At 32.0% G+C, this 17662-nt stretch carries 17 protein-coding genes; 1 reads left to right on the top strand and 16 read right to left on the bottom strand.

The window, feature by feature from the left end; genetic code table 11:
* Nucleotides 1–12: 12 nt before the first annotated feature.
* From N7659_RS03630 to N7659_RS03555, 16 genes are all read right to left on the bottom strand, one after another.
* A complete protein-coding gene (locus N7659_RS03630) occupies nt 13–1203 on the bottom strand; it encodes a CDP-glycerol glycerophosphotransferase family protein (RefSeq protein ID WP_263275891.1) in 1191 nt (396 codons plus the stop codon).
* 54 nt (nt 1204–1257) lie between these two features.
* Nucleotides 1258–2715, bottom strand: coding sequence for a flippase (locus N7659_RS03625; protein WP_263275861.1), 1458 nt, complete (start codon nt 2713–2715; stop codon nt 1258–1260).
* 27 nt (nt 2716–2742) lie between these two features.
* The gene (locus N7659_RS03620; protein ID WP_263275860.1) at nt 2743–3579 is read right to left on the bottom strand and encodes an NAD-dependent epimerase/dehydratase family protein; all 837 of its coding nucleotides are present in this window, start codon (nt 3577–3579) and stop codon (nt 2743–2745) included.
* Between the two features lie 33 nt (nt 3580–3612).
* Nucleotides 3613–5103 (bottom strand): O-antigen polysaccharide polymerase Wzy family protein, encoded by a 1491-nt coding sequence (locus tag N7659_RS03615; protein WP_263275859.1) that lies wholly within the window; start codon nt 5101–5103, stop codon nt 3613–3615.
* On the bottom strand, nt 5096–6229 hold the full coding sequence (locus N7659_RS03610) for a glycoside hydrolase family 99-like domain-containing protein (protein ID WP_263275858.1): 1134 nt from the start codon (nt 6227–6229) through the stop codon (nt 5096–5098). Before N7659_RS03610 ends, N7659_RS03615 begins: the two co-directional genes overlap by 8 nt.
* Complete coding sequence (locus tag N7659_RS03605; RefSeq protein WP_263275857.1) at nt 6229–7329, bottom strand: glycosyltransferase family 4 protein; 1101 nt, start codon at nt 7327–7329, stop codon at nt 6229–6231. Before N7659_RS03605 ends, N7659_RS03610 begins: the two co-directional genes overlap by 1 nt.
* Entirely contained in the window at nt 7326–8141 is an 816-nt protein-coding gene (locus N7659_RS03600; protein ID WP_263275856.1) for a glycosyltransferase family 2 protein, read from the bottom strand. The genes N7659_RS03605 and N7659_RS03600 overlap by 4 nt, the downstream gene beginning before the upstream one ends.
* Complete coding sequence (locus N7659_RS03595) at nt 8126–8680, bottom strand: acyltransferase (protein ID WP_263275855.1); 555 nt, start codon at nt 8678–8680, stop codon at nt 8126–8128. The genes N7659_RS03600 and N7659_RS03595 overlap by 16 nt, the downstream gene beginning before the upstream one ends.
* Nucleotides 8681–8682: 2 nt before the next feature.
* Nucleotides 8683–9603 (bottom strand): capsular biosynthesis protein CpsH, encoded by a 921-nt coding sequence (locus N7659_RS03590; RefSeq protein WP_263275854.1) that lies wholly within the window; start codon nt 9601–9603, stop codon nt 8683–8685.
* 94 nt (nt 9604–9697) lie between these two features.
* Nucleotides 9698–10543 carry an NAD-dependent epimerase/dehydratase family protein gene (locus N7659_RS03585; RefSeq protein WP_263275853.1) on the bottom strand — a complete coding sequence of 282 codons (846 nt, stop codon included), beginning with the start codon at nt 10541–10543 and terminating at the stop codon, nt 9698–9700.
* Complete coding sequence (locus N7659_RS03580; RefSeq protein WP_263275852.1) at nt 10544–11146, bottom strand: sugar transferase; 603 nt, start codon at nt 11144–11146, stop codon at nt 10544–10546.
* A gap of 6 nt (nt 11147–11152) precedes the next feature.
* Complete coding sequence (locus N7659_RS03575; RefSeq protein WP_263275851.1) at nt 11153–12949, bottom strand: polysaccharide biosynthesis protein; 1797 nt, start codon at nt 12947–12949, stop codon at nt 11153–11155.
* 18 nt (nt 12950–12967) lie between these two features.
* Entirely contained in the window at nt 12968–13693 is a 726-nt protein-coding gene (locus N7659_RS03570; protein WP_263275850.1) for a tyrosine-protein kinase, read from the bottom strand.
* A 9-nt stretch (nt 13694–13702) separates the two neighbouring features.
* The gene (locus tag N7659_RS03565; RefSeq protein WP_263275849.1) at nt 13703–14395 is read right to left on the bottom strand and encodes a Wzz/FepE/Etk N-terminal domain-containing protein; all 693 of its coding nucleotides are present in this window, start codon (nt 14393–14395) and stop codon (nt 13703–13705) included.
* A gap of 8 nt (nt 14396–14403) precedes the next feature.
* Entirely contained in the window at nt 14404–15135 is a 732-nt protein-coding gene (gene cps4B, locus N7659_RS03560) for a capsular polysaccharide biosynthesis protein Cps4B (protein WP_263275848.1), read from the bottom strand.
* Entirely contained in the window at nt 15136–16599 is a 1464-nt protein-coding gene (locus tag N7659_RS03555; RefSeq protein ID WP_263275847.1) for an LCP family protein, read from the bottom strand.
* A 141-nt stretch (nt 16600–16740) separates the two neighbouring features.
* Between N7659_RS03555 and N7659_RS03550 the strand changes: the two genes are divergently transcribed.
* Nucleotides 16741–17646, top strand: coding sequence for a LysR family transcriptional regulator (locus N7659_RS03550; RefSeq protein WP_263275846.1), 906 nt, complete (start codon nt 16741–16743; stop codon nt 17644–17646).
* Nucleotides 17647–17662: the final 16 nt, after the last annotated feature.

Below are 17662 nucleotides of genomic sequence, written 5' to 3'. Positions count from 1 at the left end.
GTAAATCCCCTTTTATAAATTGGCAAATGATTTAAGTGTCGTCCAAAAATCTAAATAGTCTGCTTTACGGTTTTCAAAGAAAACGGTCATGATAGTTTTATAATTCTCTAAGCGATCTTTTGTAAAGTAGCGTTCATCTTTTACATCATTTAGATGAGAAATTAATTCTTCACCATTGAAAACTAGTAAGTGTTCACAATACTCGTTTAAGTCAAAGAATATGCCGACATCACCATTTTTAAAATTCTCTAAATCAGGTGTATACATGATGACAGGAACGTTTTTGTAAACAGCATCAAAGACAGCAGATGAATAGTCTGAAACAACAGCATCGACATAGTCATAGAGAATATTAACATCAAATTTTTCATCTAGGAAATAGACATTTTTATATTTAGCTGTATCATTGATGGAAAAATCTGATGCAGAATGTTGTTTTTCTATCCAAAGGATATCATTTTTGTCAATAAAATCAAGTAGATGTTGATTTTCTAATGGATGAGTGTAGTTAGTATAATCACTTCTAAAAGTTGGTAAATAAATAACCTTCTTTTTAAATGGAGCAATTTCTTTTAAAACAGTTTTTTCGTCTTTTAAAAATTCTAGACAAGCGTTATTTCTAGGATACGATGAAATCCACATATTTTCCTTTAAACAACGAGAAATTTTAAAATTATCTTCGCGACTTTTTTCACTGGTTGATAAGAAATAATAGTCATCCCATCCACCTCTTGTCAAAAGATGACGTATTAAAGATCGTTCAGGGTCTTTAGGATTTGGATTTTTTGCTCTAGCTTCATTAGAGGCTGCTCCAACTGATTTGATAGCAATGCCATGCCACAATTGAATTCTCTTCGCACCAAACGATAATTCAGTCTGAATATCTGGTTGAAATTTTCCATTTTTTAACTCGTAGACTGCATTGCAAATGATATGAACACCTGATTTGAGATGCCAGTAAAAACTTGCAAGAGTACCGCATTTGTATACTTCATACCCCATTTGAAGTAATTCTTGATAAAGATCTTCATTTCGGGTAACCCAGATAACTCTTTTTAAGTTTAAATCGGTTTTGTTGTAATGTAAAAATTGGTAGAGATATCTTGAGTTATCAGAAAATTTTTCACCCATCCAACTTCCCACTAAAACAACAGATTTATCTCTCCAAATTAATAAATTGAGAAGTGAAACCAAAACGTTCATCAAGAGATTTTTTATCAATAGTAAAATCTTTTTTAACACAATATCATGACCTTTCTATCCAAGCGTTTTAAAACCAAAACGCCTTAGTATCTTATTCAAGTTAGTATCAATTGTTTCTTCTTTGAGTAGATATAACATACCAAAATAAATCACAGCAGCAATTATAATTTCAGAAATAATTTTTATAATAAGCGGTAATTGAAACATTTGATAAACAGCAATAACTAAGAACATAGCTACAGTTGCTTTAATGATTTTCGAAAGATTTGTTCTTAATGGTTTCAGCTTAAAATATCTTCTTCCAAAGTTAATATAAACAACCATAACAACTATTTCTCCAATCACTGAAGCTATAGCTGAACCGTATTCTGAGAATTGCTGAATGAGAAAGAAATTACCAATGAAATTAACAACTGCACCAATGAAAACAGCAATTAGCATTTTAGATTCATTGCCTGTTGCGAGCATGACACGTGAACCTAGTAAATAGCCGATTGGAGAAACTGTAATCATCAATGACAAAATTTTAAGAACACTAGCTGAGGGTAAATAATTTACTCCGTATAACAGGGTAATAATGTCATTTGAAGTAATGAAAATACCAACAATAATCGGTAAAGCTAGTAAAAGAATTAAATTCAAGGTACGTGATAAAACCAAGTTAAAGTCATCAAACTTCTTCTCTTTATAATAAAGAGAAATTCTTGGTACAACAACAATAGTAAAGGAATTAATAACCTGAAGAAGAATCTTTTGAATTTTACTAGCGTAGGAATAGATGGCTATGCTTTGTTTGGAAGCAAATACACCTAGCATGGTAATATCAACAAGAGTGTATATTTCAATAGCTAAATTGACTGCGACCAGATAGAGTATAGGCTTCATATGGCGTTTAAATTCAAGATTTTTTAAAACTATTTTTTTAAGAAACTTTGGCACATGAAACATGTTGACAATGTAGTTTCCCGCAGTTCCAATGACTGTTATCGCAGCATACCATAGATAATCAGAAGGTGATTTTACCAGAAGTATTAAAAGAAGAAATGATAAAATTTTAAAAATAAAATTTCTAATCGAAATGAAACCAAATTCTTCAAGTCCTTCATAAAACCAAGAAATTTCCATGGCATTTAAAGCGATAGCACAGCCGGTAATAACATATAATACTAAATTATTTCGAAACTGTGAAATGGATAAAACGAGAACGATATAGAGACTTAAAAATGTGATGGTTGAAACGAGATTGATAATAAATAATTCAGAAAATAATTTTGCTGTTTGTTCACTATCTTTTCTCACTTTAGATATTTCTCTCATTCCATAAGTTGGAATACCCAAAAAAGCAAAGGTAACAAAATATTGTGTAATGTTTTGTGCATAGGCAACTTCACCAATATTAACTTGGAGCAATGTCCTAGAGACATAAATTCCAGTTATCAAGGGAAAGAGAATATTGAGTGTATTATATATTAAAAAATAGAAACTATTTTTTGTAAGAGATTTTTGTGACATCACCACTCCTCAGTGTATGAATAATACTTATTGTTTGACTTTATTTGCCATTATTTGTGTAATTTTTTGATTATTGCCCCAAATAGCTTTTGAATCATATGGTCGATCTGGGAAGGTTCCGTATTGTAATCGAATATCAAAATGATTTTCAGAAATAAATCGTTCAACACGATCGGCTAATTTTTCCGGACGTCCAGAACAAATATTGATTGTTCCTAAGATATCATCTTGAAGAATGGCTGCAGTAACTTGTTGACAAAATTCAGGATAATCAAGAAAGTCAAATTGGTTAAGACCCATTGTGAACGGAAATTCTTTATCACCGTTTTTCACAGATTGAACAATTTTAGAAAAAATTGATGAGCCGTGTTCAGTGTTATTAACAATGTAAAAACCACGTAACCATTGTAGTTTTTTATGGTAAAGTTTATCTAGATATTCAGCATCTAATCTTAGGGCATTCTTTGCGATACCATATAGGCTCAAGGGTTGACAGGCTGAGTTTTCATCAACACTACCTTCATGAAAACCAATTTCATGCATTGTTCCCAACACCGCAATTTTCTTAACATCACTTTCAAATAGCTTCTTCAAGAACGTATGGTGATTAGGCAGTTTTAATAAATGGCTATCTGCGTTATGAACAAAACCATCTTTCCATGCCAAATGTAGTACCACATCAGGTTGTCCAAAAGCATTATAAGGATCTTTAACTTCAAATAGATTTGAAGCTACTTTTGTAGCTCTTTCATCAACATGGTCTAGTTTAAAATCCGTAGCGATAACATCGATATTTTCATCAAGTAATTGTTTGACAATACCAACTCCAAGAAAACCATTTGCTCCTGTAACGAGTACTTTCATCTAGAAACTCCTATCTTTTATCTTTTTAATTAATTATCTTTTTAATGAGCGATTGACTATTTTTAAAATAAATATGGTAAATAATGGTATTCCCAGACTAAACAGGGCTAATCTTGGAATTGCATAGAGATCATTTCTCACAGAGTACAAGAGTTCTCCTAAAATAAATGAAATGGTTAAAAAAGTTGCTATTTTTCGTTTAGCATTACTTTCAAGCAATTTCTTCTCTAAAAAACCTATCCCTGATCCGATAAGACCAGCAAATATGAAATACAGATAACCAAAATTATAAAACTGTTCAGCGTAAATAGAAGAACCGTAGCCAAAATTATTTGTATTATAGTAAAGTGGCGATAATGAACTGCTAATTGTTAACGTATAAGTATCTGTAAAGCCAAATCTTAGAAAATCAGGTAAACAGATAATAATGGCACCAATAAATGATTTCCCATTAAAAAACGGTAAAACACTTGGTACTTTATCAATGACATTACTTACCGTTGTAAAAGTAATTCCCGTTTCCCAGAAAATTGAACTAAAAGGTCTTCCAGTAAGATAATCAAAAACACTATCTGCAATCGATTGAATGGAGTAACCTGCAGAGCCTCTTAAATTAGTTAGAATCCCTAAAACAATGATAAGAGGGAAAAGAACAATTGGCAAATATTTAAGATGTTTCTTTTTAATAGATTTATGCCAGAGATACTCAATCAAAAAGATATTTAAAAAGATTTTTATCAATGTAAAACGAGAACCAGTCAACATATATATCATGCTATAAACCATTAAGATAGAGTATGGAATCCATCTGAGTCTTTTTTTAGAAATAGACATGATTAGCATATAAATTGCTGGTAAGAACCAATCTGCAATATAAATTTCTCGCAGGGAAACACCTAAAATTTCGTGATAATTCCATTGATTTTCAATCTGTCTTCTCATTAAATAGCCAAACTGCTGACTAAGACTATATTGCGCATAAACCTCTTTAAAGGCAGGATAAATAGAAATTATCAGGAAAATAATGGCAACTAAACTGTAGATAGAATAATGTTTGGTATTCTCTTTAGTCGGTTTTTCTATAACAGCTTCACTAAAGTCATTTTTATATCTATCATTGACCATAATATAACCAAAAGTTAGTAATAAGAGGAAGATGATAATCATAAAAGTGGCATTAATGATACTAGAATCCGCTAATCTCCCATCAAGAATGTGAAAATTTTGGTAGTATCTTAAATAATCATAGTCAAATATTGCCACAAAATGTTGTCCATAAGAAAATGGAATACTTAATAAAATAAAAATAAATAGAAAGCTAATTTGTCGGTACAGCTTTAACAAAATAGCAAATATGTAGCAATAAGAAACAAAGACAAATGCTGTTGCTATCGTTAGCTTATCAATCAAACTAACATCAAAAGCATTTAAGGTAATATTAAGTATAATACCAAAAAAAACAAAAAGAATTAAGAAAGCTGCGTAGCTTGGTATAGAAAACACTGTGCTTTTTTTATTATTCATTATTAAGACTTTCTTTTAATGCATCGAGATAGCCATATTGGTATCTTTCATCAGGTTCTAAATAACCACCTTCAGCCCATTCATTCCAAGCAAAAATGAAAATCATATCATTATGATAAGTATTTTTAACATTTTCAATTTGCTTTGTCATGTATTTTTTGAATTTATCAGGCGTTGAACCAATACAAACACGGCCTTTATTACCTCTTCTTGGTGTATTATCCCAGTCAACAAACATGCCTGCAACAGATTTTTCATCGTCACCGTGACGATTGATGATTGCTTGGCATAATTCATCATAATCTTCAAAACTAAGACCTTGTTTTGTAAGATTACCAGCAATATTAGTACCCAAAGCTTTATCAACCTTAGAAGCCATACCTCTGATACCTGTTTTGACAGTTAATAACTTACTTTTTATACCACCAGCATTTTTTTGAGCATCATATCGGGCATAACCTGGTTGGTACTCAATACGATAACGAAATCTGCTTTCATCTTTATCATCAAGTAAATAATAAGAAACTTGTTGGTAAGCAAAACACATACCAGGAAAACCAGCTTCTACTGCTAGTTCTTGCCAGTAATCCAGCATCTCATTTAAGCGTTCAACAATTTCTGGACGATATAAAACGAGTAAAGGTTTTCCATCAACTAGAATATAGTTTTTATCTTTGAAGAATTGCAGTAGGTAGTCAAAATGGTCTTTCCACTCAGCTTTATCACCGTAGCGTTGTGCAATAAGTGTTTTGGTGTTCCCATCTGCTTTCCAAGCATTAGTCCATGGCTCATTAGCCCAGCAAATTGTGTAGGGAAAGTTGATGTTATCATTCTTCAACATGTTTTCCATTGGTTTTTCAAGAAGCATATGCCCGTCAAACCAATAATGGTAGAAACAAAAACCGTATAAACCACTTTCTTGTGCCAACTTAACTTGCCACTCCATAGTCTTATCATCTAGTAAATTGTAATAATTATGATTGAGAGGAATTCGTGGCTGGTAGTGACCATCAAATAATGGTTCAGCAGATTTCATATTTGTCCATTCTGTAAAACCTTCTCCCCACCATTCATCATTTTCTGGAATAGCATGGAATTGTGGTAAATAAAAAGCAATTGTTTTCATTAATTTTTCTCCAAATCATTAAATACGTTAAGCCATTTTTGAATAATAGCATCATTGTCCCAGTTTATGATTGTATCTAAAGCAGCTTTTTTCATTTGTTCTTTGTCATTATTATTTTTAGTGATAAATTCACAAATTCTATTGGCAAATAACTCTTTATCATAACATGGAATTAAATAACCATTGTTTTCATCTTTTACAATATCACGTGGACCACTTGGTGAATCAAATGAAATACAAGGTACTCCAAAAGACATCGCTTCTAATAAAACCATGCCAAATCCCTCCATTTTAGAGGTAAAGACAAACAATTCTGCCTTTTGATAATAGTCAGTGATTTTTGATGTATGAGGAATAAAACTAACATTTGCGATCTTGTTAGAACGTGCAAAATTTTTCAAGTGATTTTCTTCTTCACCACTACCAATAATTTGTAATTTCCAATGATGTTCTGGTAATTTTTGATTCACCAATTGCCAAATTTCTAACAACATTTGCTGTTGTTTATCACTTGTTAGGCGACCAACATTGATGATAGTTTTAGTGTCTTTTGAAACAAGTGGTGAGGCAGAAAAAGTTGATAAATGTGGAATATAAACCGCATGATAGCCTTTGTTTTGATAAATTTCAGTATCCATAGTAGTTGGAACTGAAATAATCTTTAACCTAGGATATAAAAATGTTTTCATTCTTTGATAGACTGAGTTATAAGCATAATAAGAAGCATGTTCTGAGGCAACCAATTTTTTCCTAAGATTTTTTTCAGCTAGATAAATTTCAAGACCATTTGTAATATAAGCGGTATAAACAAGATCAAAATGGTGTGTTTTAAAGTATTTTTTTAAAACTCTCACTGAATTAACAATATTAACTGGCACACTAAAAATTCTTTTCAATCGTGAAGACATATCCATCACCAAAGCAGTATCAAGAGACTCGATTTTTATTTTTGGATTCAATGGATAAGACGAGATTGGGTTGTCTTTTACTAGAATAGTGATTTCAAAATTATCAACTAAAGAATTAGCAAGATTAGAGATAACCCTTTCAATACCTCCATAGGCATTCATGCTATTGACATAAAATAATAATTTTTTCATTTACTTAATTTCGTTAATACAATTCTTCTAAAATATTTTAGTTCACTAAATATTGTGATAAAAATGTAAAAAAGAAGAGTTATATCTTTTCTTTCTCTTAGTTCTTTCAAATTTTTTCTTATTCCATCTTGCATGGCTACAATGTTTCCAGAAAGACCTCGAACTCCGAACCCCCTCTTACCATTATCATAAATAACAAGTTGATCTGGAATATAATAGAAATTATAATTAACGCAAATCTTGTTAAAAAATTGACCGTCTTCAGCATAATTTCGACTCTCATCATACCCACCAATTTCTTCGTATATTTTTCTTCTAAATATTGCTGTTGAAGGTTGAGGTAATGATTTTATTAAAATTTCTTGAATTGTAGGTCTATATAAAGTTGTGATTTTTTTCCCTAAAATTGATATTGGTTTATCAAGATGATTGCCTCCAAGAAGGTCAATTTGAGGATTTTTTTTAATAACTTCTGATTGAATTTCAAGCTTTTTATCAAACCACTCATCATCTGAATCTAATAAAGCGATCCATTCTCCTTTAGCATGTTTCAATCCTACATTTCTTGCAGATGAAACGCCTCCATTTTCTTTATTAAAAAGTATAATTGGAAGTACTAAATTTTTAGAAATAAACTGTTTAATAAGCTCTTCTGTTTTATCAGTGGAACCATCATTAATAACTAAAACTTCAAGAATTAAATCTCTTCTTGATTGATTAATAACTGACTTCAATGTTGGAATAATGGTTTTTTCAGCATTATAAGCTGGAATAATAACAGAAATTGAAGCATTTTTTATACCTTCTCCCACTGTAAAGTCTCCTTATTAAAAGTTTTTATAATTTTTGCAGGTGAACCAACAATAACAGAATAATCTGGAAACTCACCTTTCACAACTGAATTTGACCCAACTATGCATTGTTTTCCTAACTTAGTCCCAGCTTGAATTGCTACACCAAAACCAATAAAACAATTATCACCAATAGTTGTTTCAATATTTTTCATTGGTTGTTCTAAAATATGAATATCAATTTTTTCATAAGAATGATTGACATTTGTAATAAAAACATTACCTGAAATAGTGGTGTTTTTTCCAATTAAAAGATTAGTTTTATCTGAAATAATGTGAAAATTTTGCCCGATAGAACAATTATCTTCAATAATGATAGTACCACTATTATATGTTTCCATACGGTTTCCGGGGAAAATTCTAACCTGATTACCAATAGTAATATTCTTAGTACCGATTAATGAAACAGATGGTCCCAAATAGGAAGATTTGCCTATTTTATTAAAAAAAGGCCGACGTAGTAGTAAGCGAAGCCACCACCAAAGTTTGCGTATTTTCATTTTCACTCCTTAAGCATTTCAAGGACCCATGCCTCTAAACTATAGTGATAGTATATTTCTTCATCTAGTGGTTCATAGGGTTTATCAAAAAAAGAAACATCAATCTTAACATCTTCTCTATCAATAACACTAATATTATTAGGATTGTAGAAATCATATTGCTTAATTGCAGCATTGGTAGTAATGATTTTTTTATGCATTCCAATCATCTCAATCGTTCTCATCGTTAAACCAGTCTGTTTAGGATGCTGAATGTCTAAGACTATTTTCGATTGTGAAACGACATCTGCTATTTCAATACTTGACATCTTATCAAAACTAAAATCTGATGGTCTAGTGTCTTTAAATTCTTCCTTGGTTAGTTTATAAAAGTCATACATAAAACGACTCTGCAAAAAATTGAAGAAAAACGTTTTGAGGTTGTTTTTCTTAGCAATTCTTTTCACTTGGCTAATAACTTTATAGCGGTCTGAATGAATAGTACCTAAAAAACATAAATCATAGGTAAAGTTTTCACTTAAAGAATGCTTTATTTGAAAATCATCAGCATAAAATAAAGGTCTAAAGTTAATATTATCATTACGTTTACTATCATCAACATCAAAACTGTAAATATCATCAAAAAAAGAAAGTTTTTTTTCGATATTAACAACATTTGAAAGAGAATCCCACATATAAAGGCAAAATTTAGATTCTTTAAAGTGGTTTCGATAGGTTTTCATGACCTTTATAGTAGGCATTTCACACTTTAAGAAGAAAACATAATCAAATTTAATATCCTTAACTTTCTCAAGAATATTAAAAAAGTAGCGTTCAGTTCTATGAGAAAATATATTTGGATTTACTTTTAATAAAGCTTTCTGATAACTTTTTGTAATCGGACGCTCATCAAAATAATAGACATCAGCGCCAAGTGCAATCATCTTATCTTTGATTTTTATTTCATACCCAAAAAAAGAGGGAGAGAAAAATAAGATTTTTTTATCTCGTAAAGGAAGATTAGACAATGTTAACTCCTTATTGTTCTGATTTTTTGACTGATTCTTCAAAATTTACCACTTGATAGTTGAAATCATAACTTGAAAGTTTTTTATCATAAGTCAAGTTGCCAAATAATTTACTGAGAGGCTTAATACTTGTCAGTGATAAAATAATAGGATTGAAGAAATGAGTTAATAGTGTTTTTCTATTGTGGCAAAAACGAATTTCTTTTACTAGATTGGAAGTATTAACATACTCCTTATTTTGTGGGAAATAGAGACCTGAAAGATTTAAATCAACAGCTTTTTTGATAAATTCTGAAAGATTATCGATGAAAATCATACTGCGTTGATTGTTGATATTTGGAAAAATTGGTGTTAGCTTAGAAAGTTTGGATAATCTTGTGTAATTACCTGTTGCTTTTGGACCATAAACCATTGGAGGTCTTAAGATAACAAGATTAAACTGATCTGAAACTAGTGTCGTTAATAGCTCTTCAGCTTCAAACTTTGATTTTGCATAGTGTGATTGAGGTTTTAAAGGGGTTGCATCATTAATTATTTCTAATCCATCACCATACACACTCATACTACTAAGAAAAATAAACTGAGGAACTCCTGCTTCTTTTGCTTTTTTTGCAATGGCAAAAGGAAGATCGCGATTAACTTGATAGTATAAACTTGATTCCACATTTTTTTCATTTTTGTGAACAATAGCTGCAACATGAAATATTGAATTATAATTACTAAAATCATGAGTCTTCCATTCGTTATTCTTCACATCAAGCGTATGAATCATGTAATTGTCATTTGATGTTGTCAACCACTTTTCAAATGAGGTGCCAATATAGGAATTAGCACCCGTTATGAGAATCTTTTTCATCTACTTATCCTTCTTTTGTCCAGTTCCACCTTCAACAACACCATCACTTTTAATCACTGAAATAAAAGTTCCAAAAAAGCATTTTATATCCATTAAAAGAGTCATGTGTTGAACATAGTAACCATCTAATTTTGACTTTTCTTCAATTTCCAATTCATCACGCCCATTTATTTGAGCCCAACCAGTTAAACCTGGACGAATATCATTTGCCTGATATTTATCTCTTTCAGAAATCAAATCATATTGATTCCACAAAGCAGGTCTAGGTCCAACAATAGCCATTTCACCTTTAAAAATATTAAAAAGTTGAGGTAGTTCATCTAAACTCGTTTTTCTTAAAAAAGCACCTATCTTTGTTATCATACTATTTGGATCTTTTAATAGATGAGTTGGCATATCCGAAGGGGCATCAACATACATGCTTCGAAACTTATAAATCATGAAATGCTTTTTATTTTTTCCAACACGTTTTTGTTTGAATAAAATTGGACCCTTTGAGTCAAGTTTTATTAGTAAAGCCAGTAATAGAAATACAGGGCTTAGGATGATAATAGCTAGTCCAGAAATGATGATATCTAATATTCTTTTGATAATTGGATACATCCTTTTTTACTCCTGTTTTGCAAATGCGACAAGACTCTCTTTAAGATCTTTGTCGTTTTTGATTAGTAATTCGTCGATAAATTGAGAGACTACACTCATCTCCTTATTAGTCACTTTACCGACAAATATTTTTTCATAGATTTGTTCGCTTACACGCTCGTCTTTTGAAAGCAACTCTTCGTAAAGTTTTTCACCGGGACGAATACCAGATTCTACAATCTCAATTTCACCCTCATTGTAACCACTAAGTTTAATAACTTTCTTAGCCAATTCTAGTATTTGAACAGGTTCACCCATATCCAAAACGAAAATTTCGCCACCTTTTGCCAGATAACCTGCTTGAATAACGAGACGACTGGCTTCTGGGATTGTCATAAAATAACGTGTCATGCGAAAATCTGTGACGGTAACGGGACCACCTTTTTTAATTTGCTCTTTAAAGAGTGGCACAACACTACCACGACTACCTAGAACATTGCCAAAACGAACGGCTGCAAATTGAGTGCCTTTATTATCATTTAATCCGGTTACAATCATTTCAGCGACACGTTTTGTCGCACCCATGACATTTGGTGGATTGACAGCTTTATCTGTAGAAATCATGACAAACTTGGAAACTCTTGCTGCTTTAGCAGCTTCTGCAACGTTTTTAGTGCCAAAGATATTATTTTTAACGGCTTCTCTGGGATTATATTCCATCATAGGAACATGTTTATGAGCTGCAGCATGATAGACAATATCGGGTTTATACTCTTGCATGAGGTGAAACATCAATTGTCTATCTTGAATATCAGCAATCAAAGGTTTAATTTCAGTGTATTTGGAATATTTGGCTGACACTTCACGATTTATTTGATAGATAGAGTTCTCTCCGTGACCTAACAATAAAAGTCGTTTAGGATGAAATTTTAATACTTGGCGACATATTTCAGATCCAATGGAGCCTCCTGCACCTGTCACGAGAATCGTTTTATCATCGAAATAGTTACCGAGTTTTGTCTGGTCTAACATTACTTCTTTTCTGCCCAGTAAATCTGAAACATCAATTTCTTTTAAAGCACCAACAGAAACATTTCCCATGATGATTTCTTCGACACTAGGCATGGTATTAACGACGATACCAAGTTCATTACAGATGTCGACAATTTTTTCTCTTTCAGACCCAGACAAGCTTGGAATGGCAATAGTTACTTGGTCAATGTCAAGTTCGCCAGCAATTCTAGCAATATCATTGCGATTACCAAGTACTTTTTTCCCGTGAACATAGGTATTTAACTTATTGGGATCACCATCAATGATACCAACAATATCAATATCATTGGAATTTTGCAAGACAGTACTGATAAATAAGCTTCCACCAGATCCTGCTCCTACAACTAATGTTCTTAGAGGTCTTTTATTCTTTTCTCCGATTCGTTCCTTTTTAGTATGAATAATTCGCCAAACTAGTCTTGGAGTAGTGACTAAAATCAAGGAAAAGATAAGTGATAAAAAGATAAATCGTAAACTAAATGCTTTAAAGAAAAGAAAAGATAATATTAAGAGAGCAAAATGTGATGACAAGAGTGCAATACAGATATTGGCTATCGCTCGATAATCAGTATATCTCGTTAGGATTGAATAAATTTTAAGATAAAAACCTGTAGCGAAATAAACTAGGGAAATAATGATTAATGAGAATAAAAAATATTTTGGAGTAATTTCTGCAATGACTTCTAAAAATTGAAGTGATGTACTTAGTGTACAGAATATCATTAAAAAATCAACAATAATTAAAATAATTTTTTTTGTTGAACGTTTCATGATACCTCCCTCTTGTTTCTAACTTCTTCTTTTAAGTAAAGATTTCTTCTCAGATTTTCTAGATTGATTACCATAATCGCCGTAAGCACCATAGGCCCCATACTGCTCTAGAGTTGAATCAACTTTGTTTAGAATAACACCTAGGAATTGTGCACCACTTTGTTCCATTTGATCTTTGGCTTTTTGAACAAAACGTCGTTTAACAGAACCTGCTTCTGTCACAATGATACTGGCATCACACTTTTGAGCAATGATTGCGGCATCAATGACAAGTCCAATCGGTGGTGAGTCAATAATAATATAATCATAGACAGAACGAGATAGTTCAATTAATTGTGTAAAATGTTTATTTTGTAATAAACTGGTTGGATTAGGGGGTACTTGACCCGCTGGAATAACCATCAAGTTTTCAACATTAGTATCACAAATAATTTCTGATAATTCACAATGACCAGACAAGTAATTTGTCAATCCAAGTACTTTTGACTTCGCCTTAAATGTTCCTGACATAACTGAGTTTCTAGTATCTGCATCAATCAAAAGTGTTTTATAGCCTGATCGTGCCATTGAGATAGCTAAATTAACAGATGTGGTACTCTTTCCTTCATTAGGTTGAACGGATGTAATAACAATGGTCTTGATATCACTCCCACTAAATTGAATGTTTGTACGAATAGAGTTATAGTATTCTTCGGTCTTTTTAACTAATAAAGCTTTTTGTCTTACTAATTCTAACTGTGCCATTTACGACTCCTATTTCAACTTATCAACTGAGGGTATAACACCAAGAAGGGTCATCCCGAGAACTTCTTCAATATCTTCTGGACGCTTCACACGATCGTCAAATAATTCAACAGCTAAAACAATCATTGTTGTCAAAAAACCACCAGCTAAGAAAGCCATCATAGTATTACGTCTTATTTGTGGAGATGATGGTGTGTTTGATGGTTTAGCTACCTCTAACACTGTCACATCTTCAACCTTAGTAACATCTTTAATTTTTTGAGCTGCAATTTCACGAACTGTATTGGCTAATTGACTAGCTTCAAGCGGATCTTGATCGCTTGCTGAAATAGAAATAATACGTGTATTTGCAGGAATGTCTAATGTAATCTTTTTAGAAAGAGTATCGATAGAATAATCTAAACCTTCATTTTCAATCACTGTAGACATGACATTGCTTGATGTGATGATTTCTTTATAGTCTTTTACCAAGTAATCACCAGCTTGTAAATCCTGTGTTGTAATACTAGCATCAGCATTTTGATTAACAACATAGATGCGTGTTGTTGAAGTATATGTTGGTTTAATCAAGAAAATATTAACCACTAGCATTATCGTCGCTAACAGCGATGCCACTAGTAAAATTAAAAATTTTCTACTCCAAATTTTTCTAAGCAGAAATAAAATATCAATTTCAATCTGACCGTTATCTTTCTTTTCCATTTTTCCTCCTAAATATAGTCATCTTCTAATAATGTACCTGGATTGATAATAAACAACTCGTCAGCCTTTTTTTTACCATAATCTTTTTTGATTTGGGCATAGGCTTCTTTCATGTAGGGTGGTCGCACATCGGTATTGTGCATATCACTTGCAACACAGTGAACCAAATCTTTTTCTAAGAAGAATTTGGCTCTCTTTTTATAAATTTTATACTTGTCACCAAATAACTTTGGTTTCAAAACATTTGAACTGTTGATTTGTGTATAGCAACCCATATTGATAATTTCTTTAACTCTTTTTTCATCGAACTCAAGAGCATTATAGCGTTCAATATGTGCCACTAGAGGCGTTATCCCGAGCATAAGAACATTGGACAATGCCGAGTGAATCTCTTTCCAAGGAGTTCCAGAACTAAACTCAATGAGAGCAAAACGCGTATTGTTCATTGTGGGAATTCTTTTTTCTTCCAATCCTTTTTGAACATCAAAAGAGTAGTATAGTTCACCACCATAATAAAGTTCTAGATTAGGTCGAATTTCTTTCATCGTTTCTTTAACGATTTGAAAATTTTTAGCGATTTTTTCTTCAGGTGTTTCAAACATACCCTTTCTTCGATGAGACGTTGAAACAACTTTTCTAACACCTTGTGAATATGCCAACTTTAACAGTGAAACACTTTCTTCAAGTGTTGAGGGACCATCATCAACATCGAAGATGATATGTGAATGCACATCAATCATTTAATTGCCCTCCATCGTGTTTTTTATTGCCAATTTTGCATTTGCTAGGCTATTCTCATCAAGAGATAACATATATAAGCTTGCTGAGGGCATCGCATAAGATGGTAATTCACCGGTTGAGCCTGTCCCATCAACTGATTGTGATAAAACTGAATAGTGTCCTTTTGTACTTAACTGATCATTTGCTAATCCCATCATTGTTTCAAGAGGCATATCAGTTTGTATTGAATCACCAATACCATTGATAATATTCGTATAATTAGTAATAGCATTAACAGAACTTAATTTATCAATAATAGCTGCAATGACCTTAGTCTGATTTCTACCACGATCCTTATCACCATTTTCAAGAGAATAACGTTCTCTGACAAAAACAAAAGCCATATCAGAAGTCATTTGAATTTTACCGACTGGAAAGTCATAGGAACCTGCTGAGAATGCTTGATCATTTTCAACTTCAATACCACCAAGAAGGTCAATTAATTTTAAGAATGAGGTAAAGTTAATTCTAGCGTAGTAATCAATCTTAATATCGTAAAGATTTTCGAGAGTATGAATGGAAGCTTCAACACCATAAATACCAGCATGGGTTAATTTATCATATTGATTATTACCGCCATCTGGAATTTGTACGTAGGCATCTCTAGGAGTTGTGGTGAGTAACACTTTATTGGTTTTTCGATTGACCGTCATAATAATATTAACATCTGAACGTGATACCGAAGAAATCGAACCGTAAGTATCGATACCACTAATATAAATATTGAAAGAATCTGTATTTGATACATGACTATCAGGCTTTTCAATTTTTTTAACAACCTTATAGGTATAAATTGTTTTAAGATTCTCCGCATAGTTAGTATGTTTTACTTCTAATAAACTATCATAAGCATTACTCATAATCATTGCCGGTTTTTCGCCTGACATAAGGGCTTCATAGGCTGCAGCATAAGAATCAACTGTTTCAACCGTCAAAACCTTGTTTTTCTCAGTTTTAATATTATCAATCAATGCTTCGATATTAGTCTTATCATTATTTAAAGGTGCTAAAACATTATCTAACTGAGTCACATCAGTAATGTCGCTATCTTTTGGAACAACAACACTCATCTCGATTTCAGAATAGCTTGCCGTTTCATTTAATCGATTAGAAACATCAATCGTTGATTTGGTGAAAAATAAACCTATACCAGATGCGATTGATAACAGTAATAATAAAAATAGAGTAAAAACTTTTGCCTTTTTTTTGACAATTAAAAAGAGACTAATTAGTAAAAATAAAATCAGGCTCGAAATGATAATGACATTAATAAATCTAATGCTCAAAATATTATATTTAAAGAAATTAAAAATAAATAGCCCACTTAGTAGAGAACAAATGGCTAATAGTGCAATATTAATAGTTTGTAAATAATCAAAAGACTTTGTTGGCGTTTTTTTAGTTCTTCTAGAACTATAAGACATTTTTCTTACCTCGGCAGCATATAATTTTCCTTCCCATTATAGCATAATTGCAGTTATTTTGCAATTTTATTTCATATGTCAAGTTTTTTTACGATAGTGTAACAAACTCTTTTCTTTTCTAATTTATGATAAAATAGAGTTATGAGAATACAACAACTACACTACATTATAAAAATTGTTGAAACAGGTAGCATGAATGAGGCTGCAAAACAGCTTTACATCACTCAACCTAGTTTGTCAAATGCTGTTAGAGATTTAGAAAAAGAAATGGGAATAACCATCTTTTTTAGACATTCTAAAGGAATTCGTCTGACAAAAGATGGCGTCGAATTTCTCTCTTACGCTAGACAGGTTGTCGAGCAGACTGCTCTCCTTGAAGAACGTTACAAATCTCCAAATAATAATCGAGAACTTTTTAGTGTGTCTTCACAGCATTATGCTTTTGTTGTCAATGCTTTTGTGTCTCTATTAAAGAAAACGGATATGACGCGTTATGAGTTGTTTCTTAGAGAAACGAGAACCTGGGAAATCATTGATGATGTGAAAAACTTTCGTAGTGAAATTGGTGTTTTGTTTTTAAACAAGTACAATCAGGATGTCTTAACTAAACTGTTTGAGGATAATCATTTGACGGCAACAAGTCTCTTTAAAACACAGCCTCATGTCTTTATCAGTAAATCACATCCTCTGGCTAACAAAACAATCTTAAGCTTGAAAGATTTAGAAGATTCTCCGTATTTCAGCTATGATCAAGGTCTCCACAATTCCTTTTATTTTTCTGAAGAGATTATGTCACAACTAACACATAAAAAATCTATCGTCGTTAGTGATCGTGCCACTCTCTTTAATCTCTTAATCGGTCTTGATGGCTATACTATTGCTACCGGTGTTTTAAATAGCAACCTAAACGGGGATAACATTATCTCCATTCCTTTGGATGTTGAAGATGAGATAAACGTTGTCTATATTACCCATCAAAAAGCATTACTGTCAAAAATGGGAGAACGGTTCATCGATTACCTCATTGAAGAAGTCAAATTTGAATAAACAAAAAAGCAGTGAA

The organism is Streptococcus sp. CSL10205-OR2, assembly GCF_025660655.1.
In the GTDB taxonomy this organism is placed as follows: Bacteria; Bacillota; Bacilli; order Lactobacillales; family Streptococcaceae; genus Streptococcus.
Note: the sequence above shows the minus strand (reverse complement) of the source record. Positions and strands in the feature narration are given on the sequence as shown.

What these genes read in the sequence shown, in the direction of transcription:
- N7659_RS03630 (WP_263275891.1), bottom strand. Translation starts at nt 1,203, where the DNA reads ATGAACGTTTTGGTTTCACTTCTCAATTTATTAATTTGGAGAGATAAA.
- N7659_RS03625 (WP_263275861.1), bottom strand. Translation starts at nt 2,715, where the DNA reads ATGTCACAAAAATCTCTTACAAAAAATAGTTTCTATTTTTTAATATAT.
- N7659_RS03620 (WP_263275860.1), bottom strand. Translation starts at nt 3,579, where the DNA reads ATGAAAGTACTCGTTACAGGAGCAAATGGTTTTCTTGGAGTTGGTATT.
- N7659_RS03615 (WP_263275859.1), bottom strand. Translation starts at nt 5,103, where the DNA reads ATGAATAATAAAAAAAGCACAGTGTTTTCTATACCAAGCTACGCAGCT.
- N7659_RS03610 (WP_263275858.1), bottom strand. Translation starts at nt 6,229, where the DNA reads ATGAAAACAATTGCTTTTTATTTACCACAATTCCATGCTATTCCAGAA.
- N7659_RS03605 (WP_263275857.1), bottom strand. Translation starts at nt 7,329, where the DNA reads ATGAAAAAATTATTATTTTATGTCAATAGCATGAATGCCTATGGAGGT.
- N7659_RS03595 (WP_263275855.1), bottom strand. Translation starts at nt 8,680, where the DNA reads ATGAAAATACGCAAACTTTGGTGGTGGCTTCGCTTACTACTACGTCGG.
- N7659_RS03590 (WP_263275854.1), bottom strand. Translation starts at nt 9,603, where the DNA reads ATGATTGCACTTGGCGCTGATGTCTATTATTTTGATGAGCGTCCGATT.
- N7659_RS03585 (WP_263275853.1), bottom strand. Translation starts at nt 10,543, where the DNA reads ATGAAAAAGATTCTCATAACGGGTGCTAATTCCTATATTGGCACCTCA.
- N7659_RS03580 (WP_263275852.1), bottom strand. Translation starts at nt 11,146, where the DNA reads ATGTATCCAATTATCAAAAGAATATTAGATATCATCATTTCTGGACTA.
- N7659_RS03575 (WP_263275851.1), bottom strand. Translation starts at nt 12,949, where the DNA reads ATGAAACGTTCAACAAAAAAAATTATTTTAATTATTGTTGATTTTTTA.
- N7659_RS03570 (WP_263275850.1), bottom strand. Translation starts at nt 13,693, where the DNA reads ATGGCACAGTTAGAATTAGTAAGACAAAAAGCTTTATTAGTTAAAAAG.
- N7659_RS03565 (WP_263275849.1), bottom strand. Translation starts at nt 14,395, where the DNA reads ATGGAAAAGAAAGATAACGGTCAGATTGAAATTGATATTTTATTTCTG.
- cps4B (WP_263275848.1), bottom strand. Translation starts at nt 15,135, where the DNA reads ATGATTGATGTGCATTCACATATCATCTTCGATGTTGATGATGGTCCC.
- N7659_RS03555 (WP_263275847.1), bottom strand. Translation starts at nt 16,599, where the DNA reads ATGTCTTATAGTTCTAGAAGAACTAAAAAAACGCCAACAAAGTCTTTT.
- N7659_RS03550 (WP_263275846.1), top strand. Translation starts at nt 16,741, where the DNA reads ATGAGAATACAACAACTACACTACATTATAAAAATTGTTGAAACAGGT.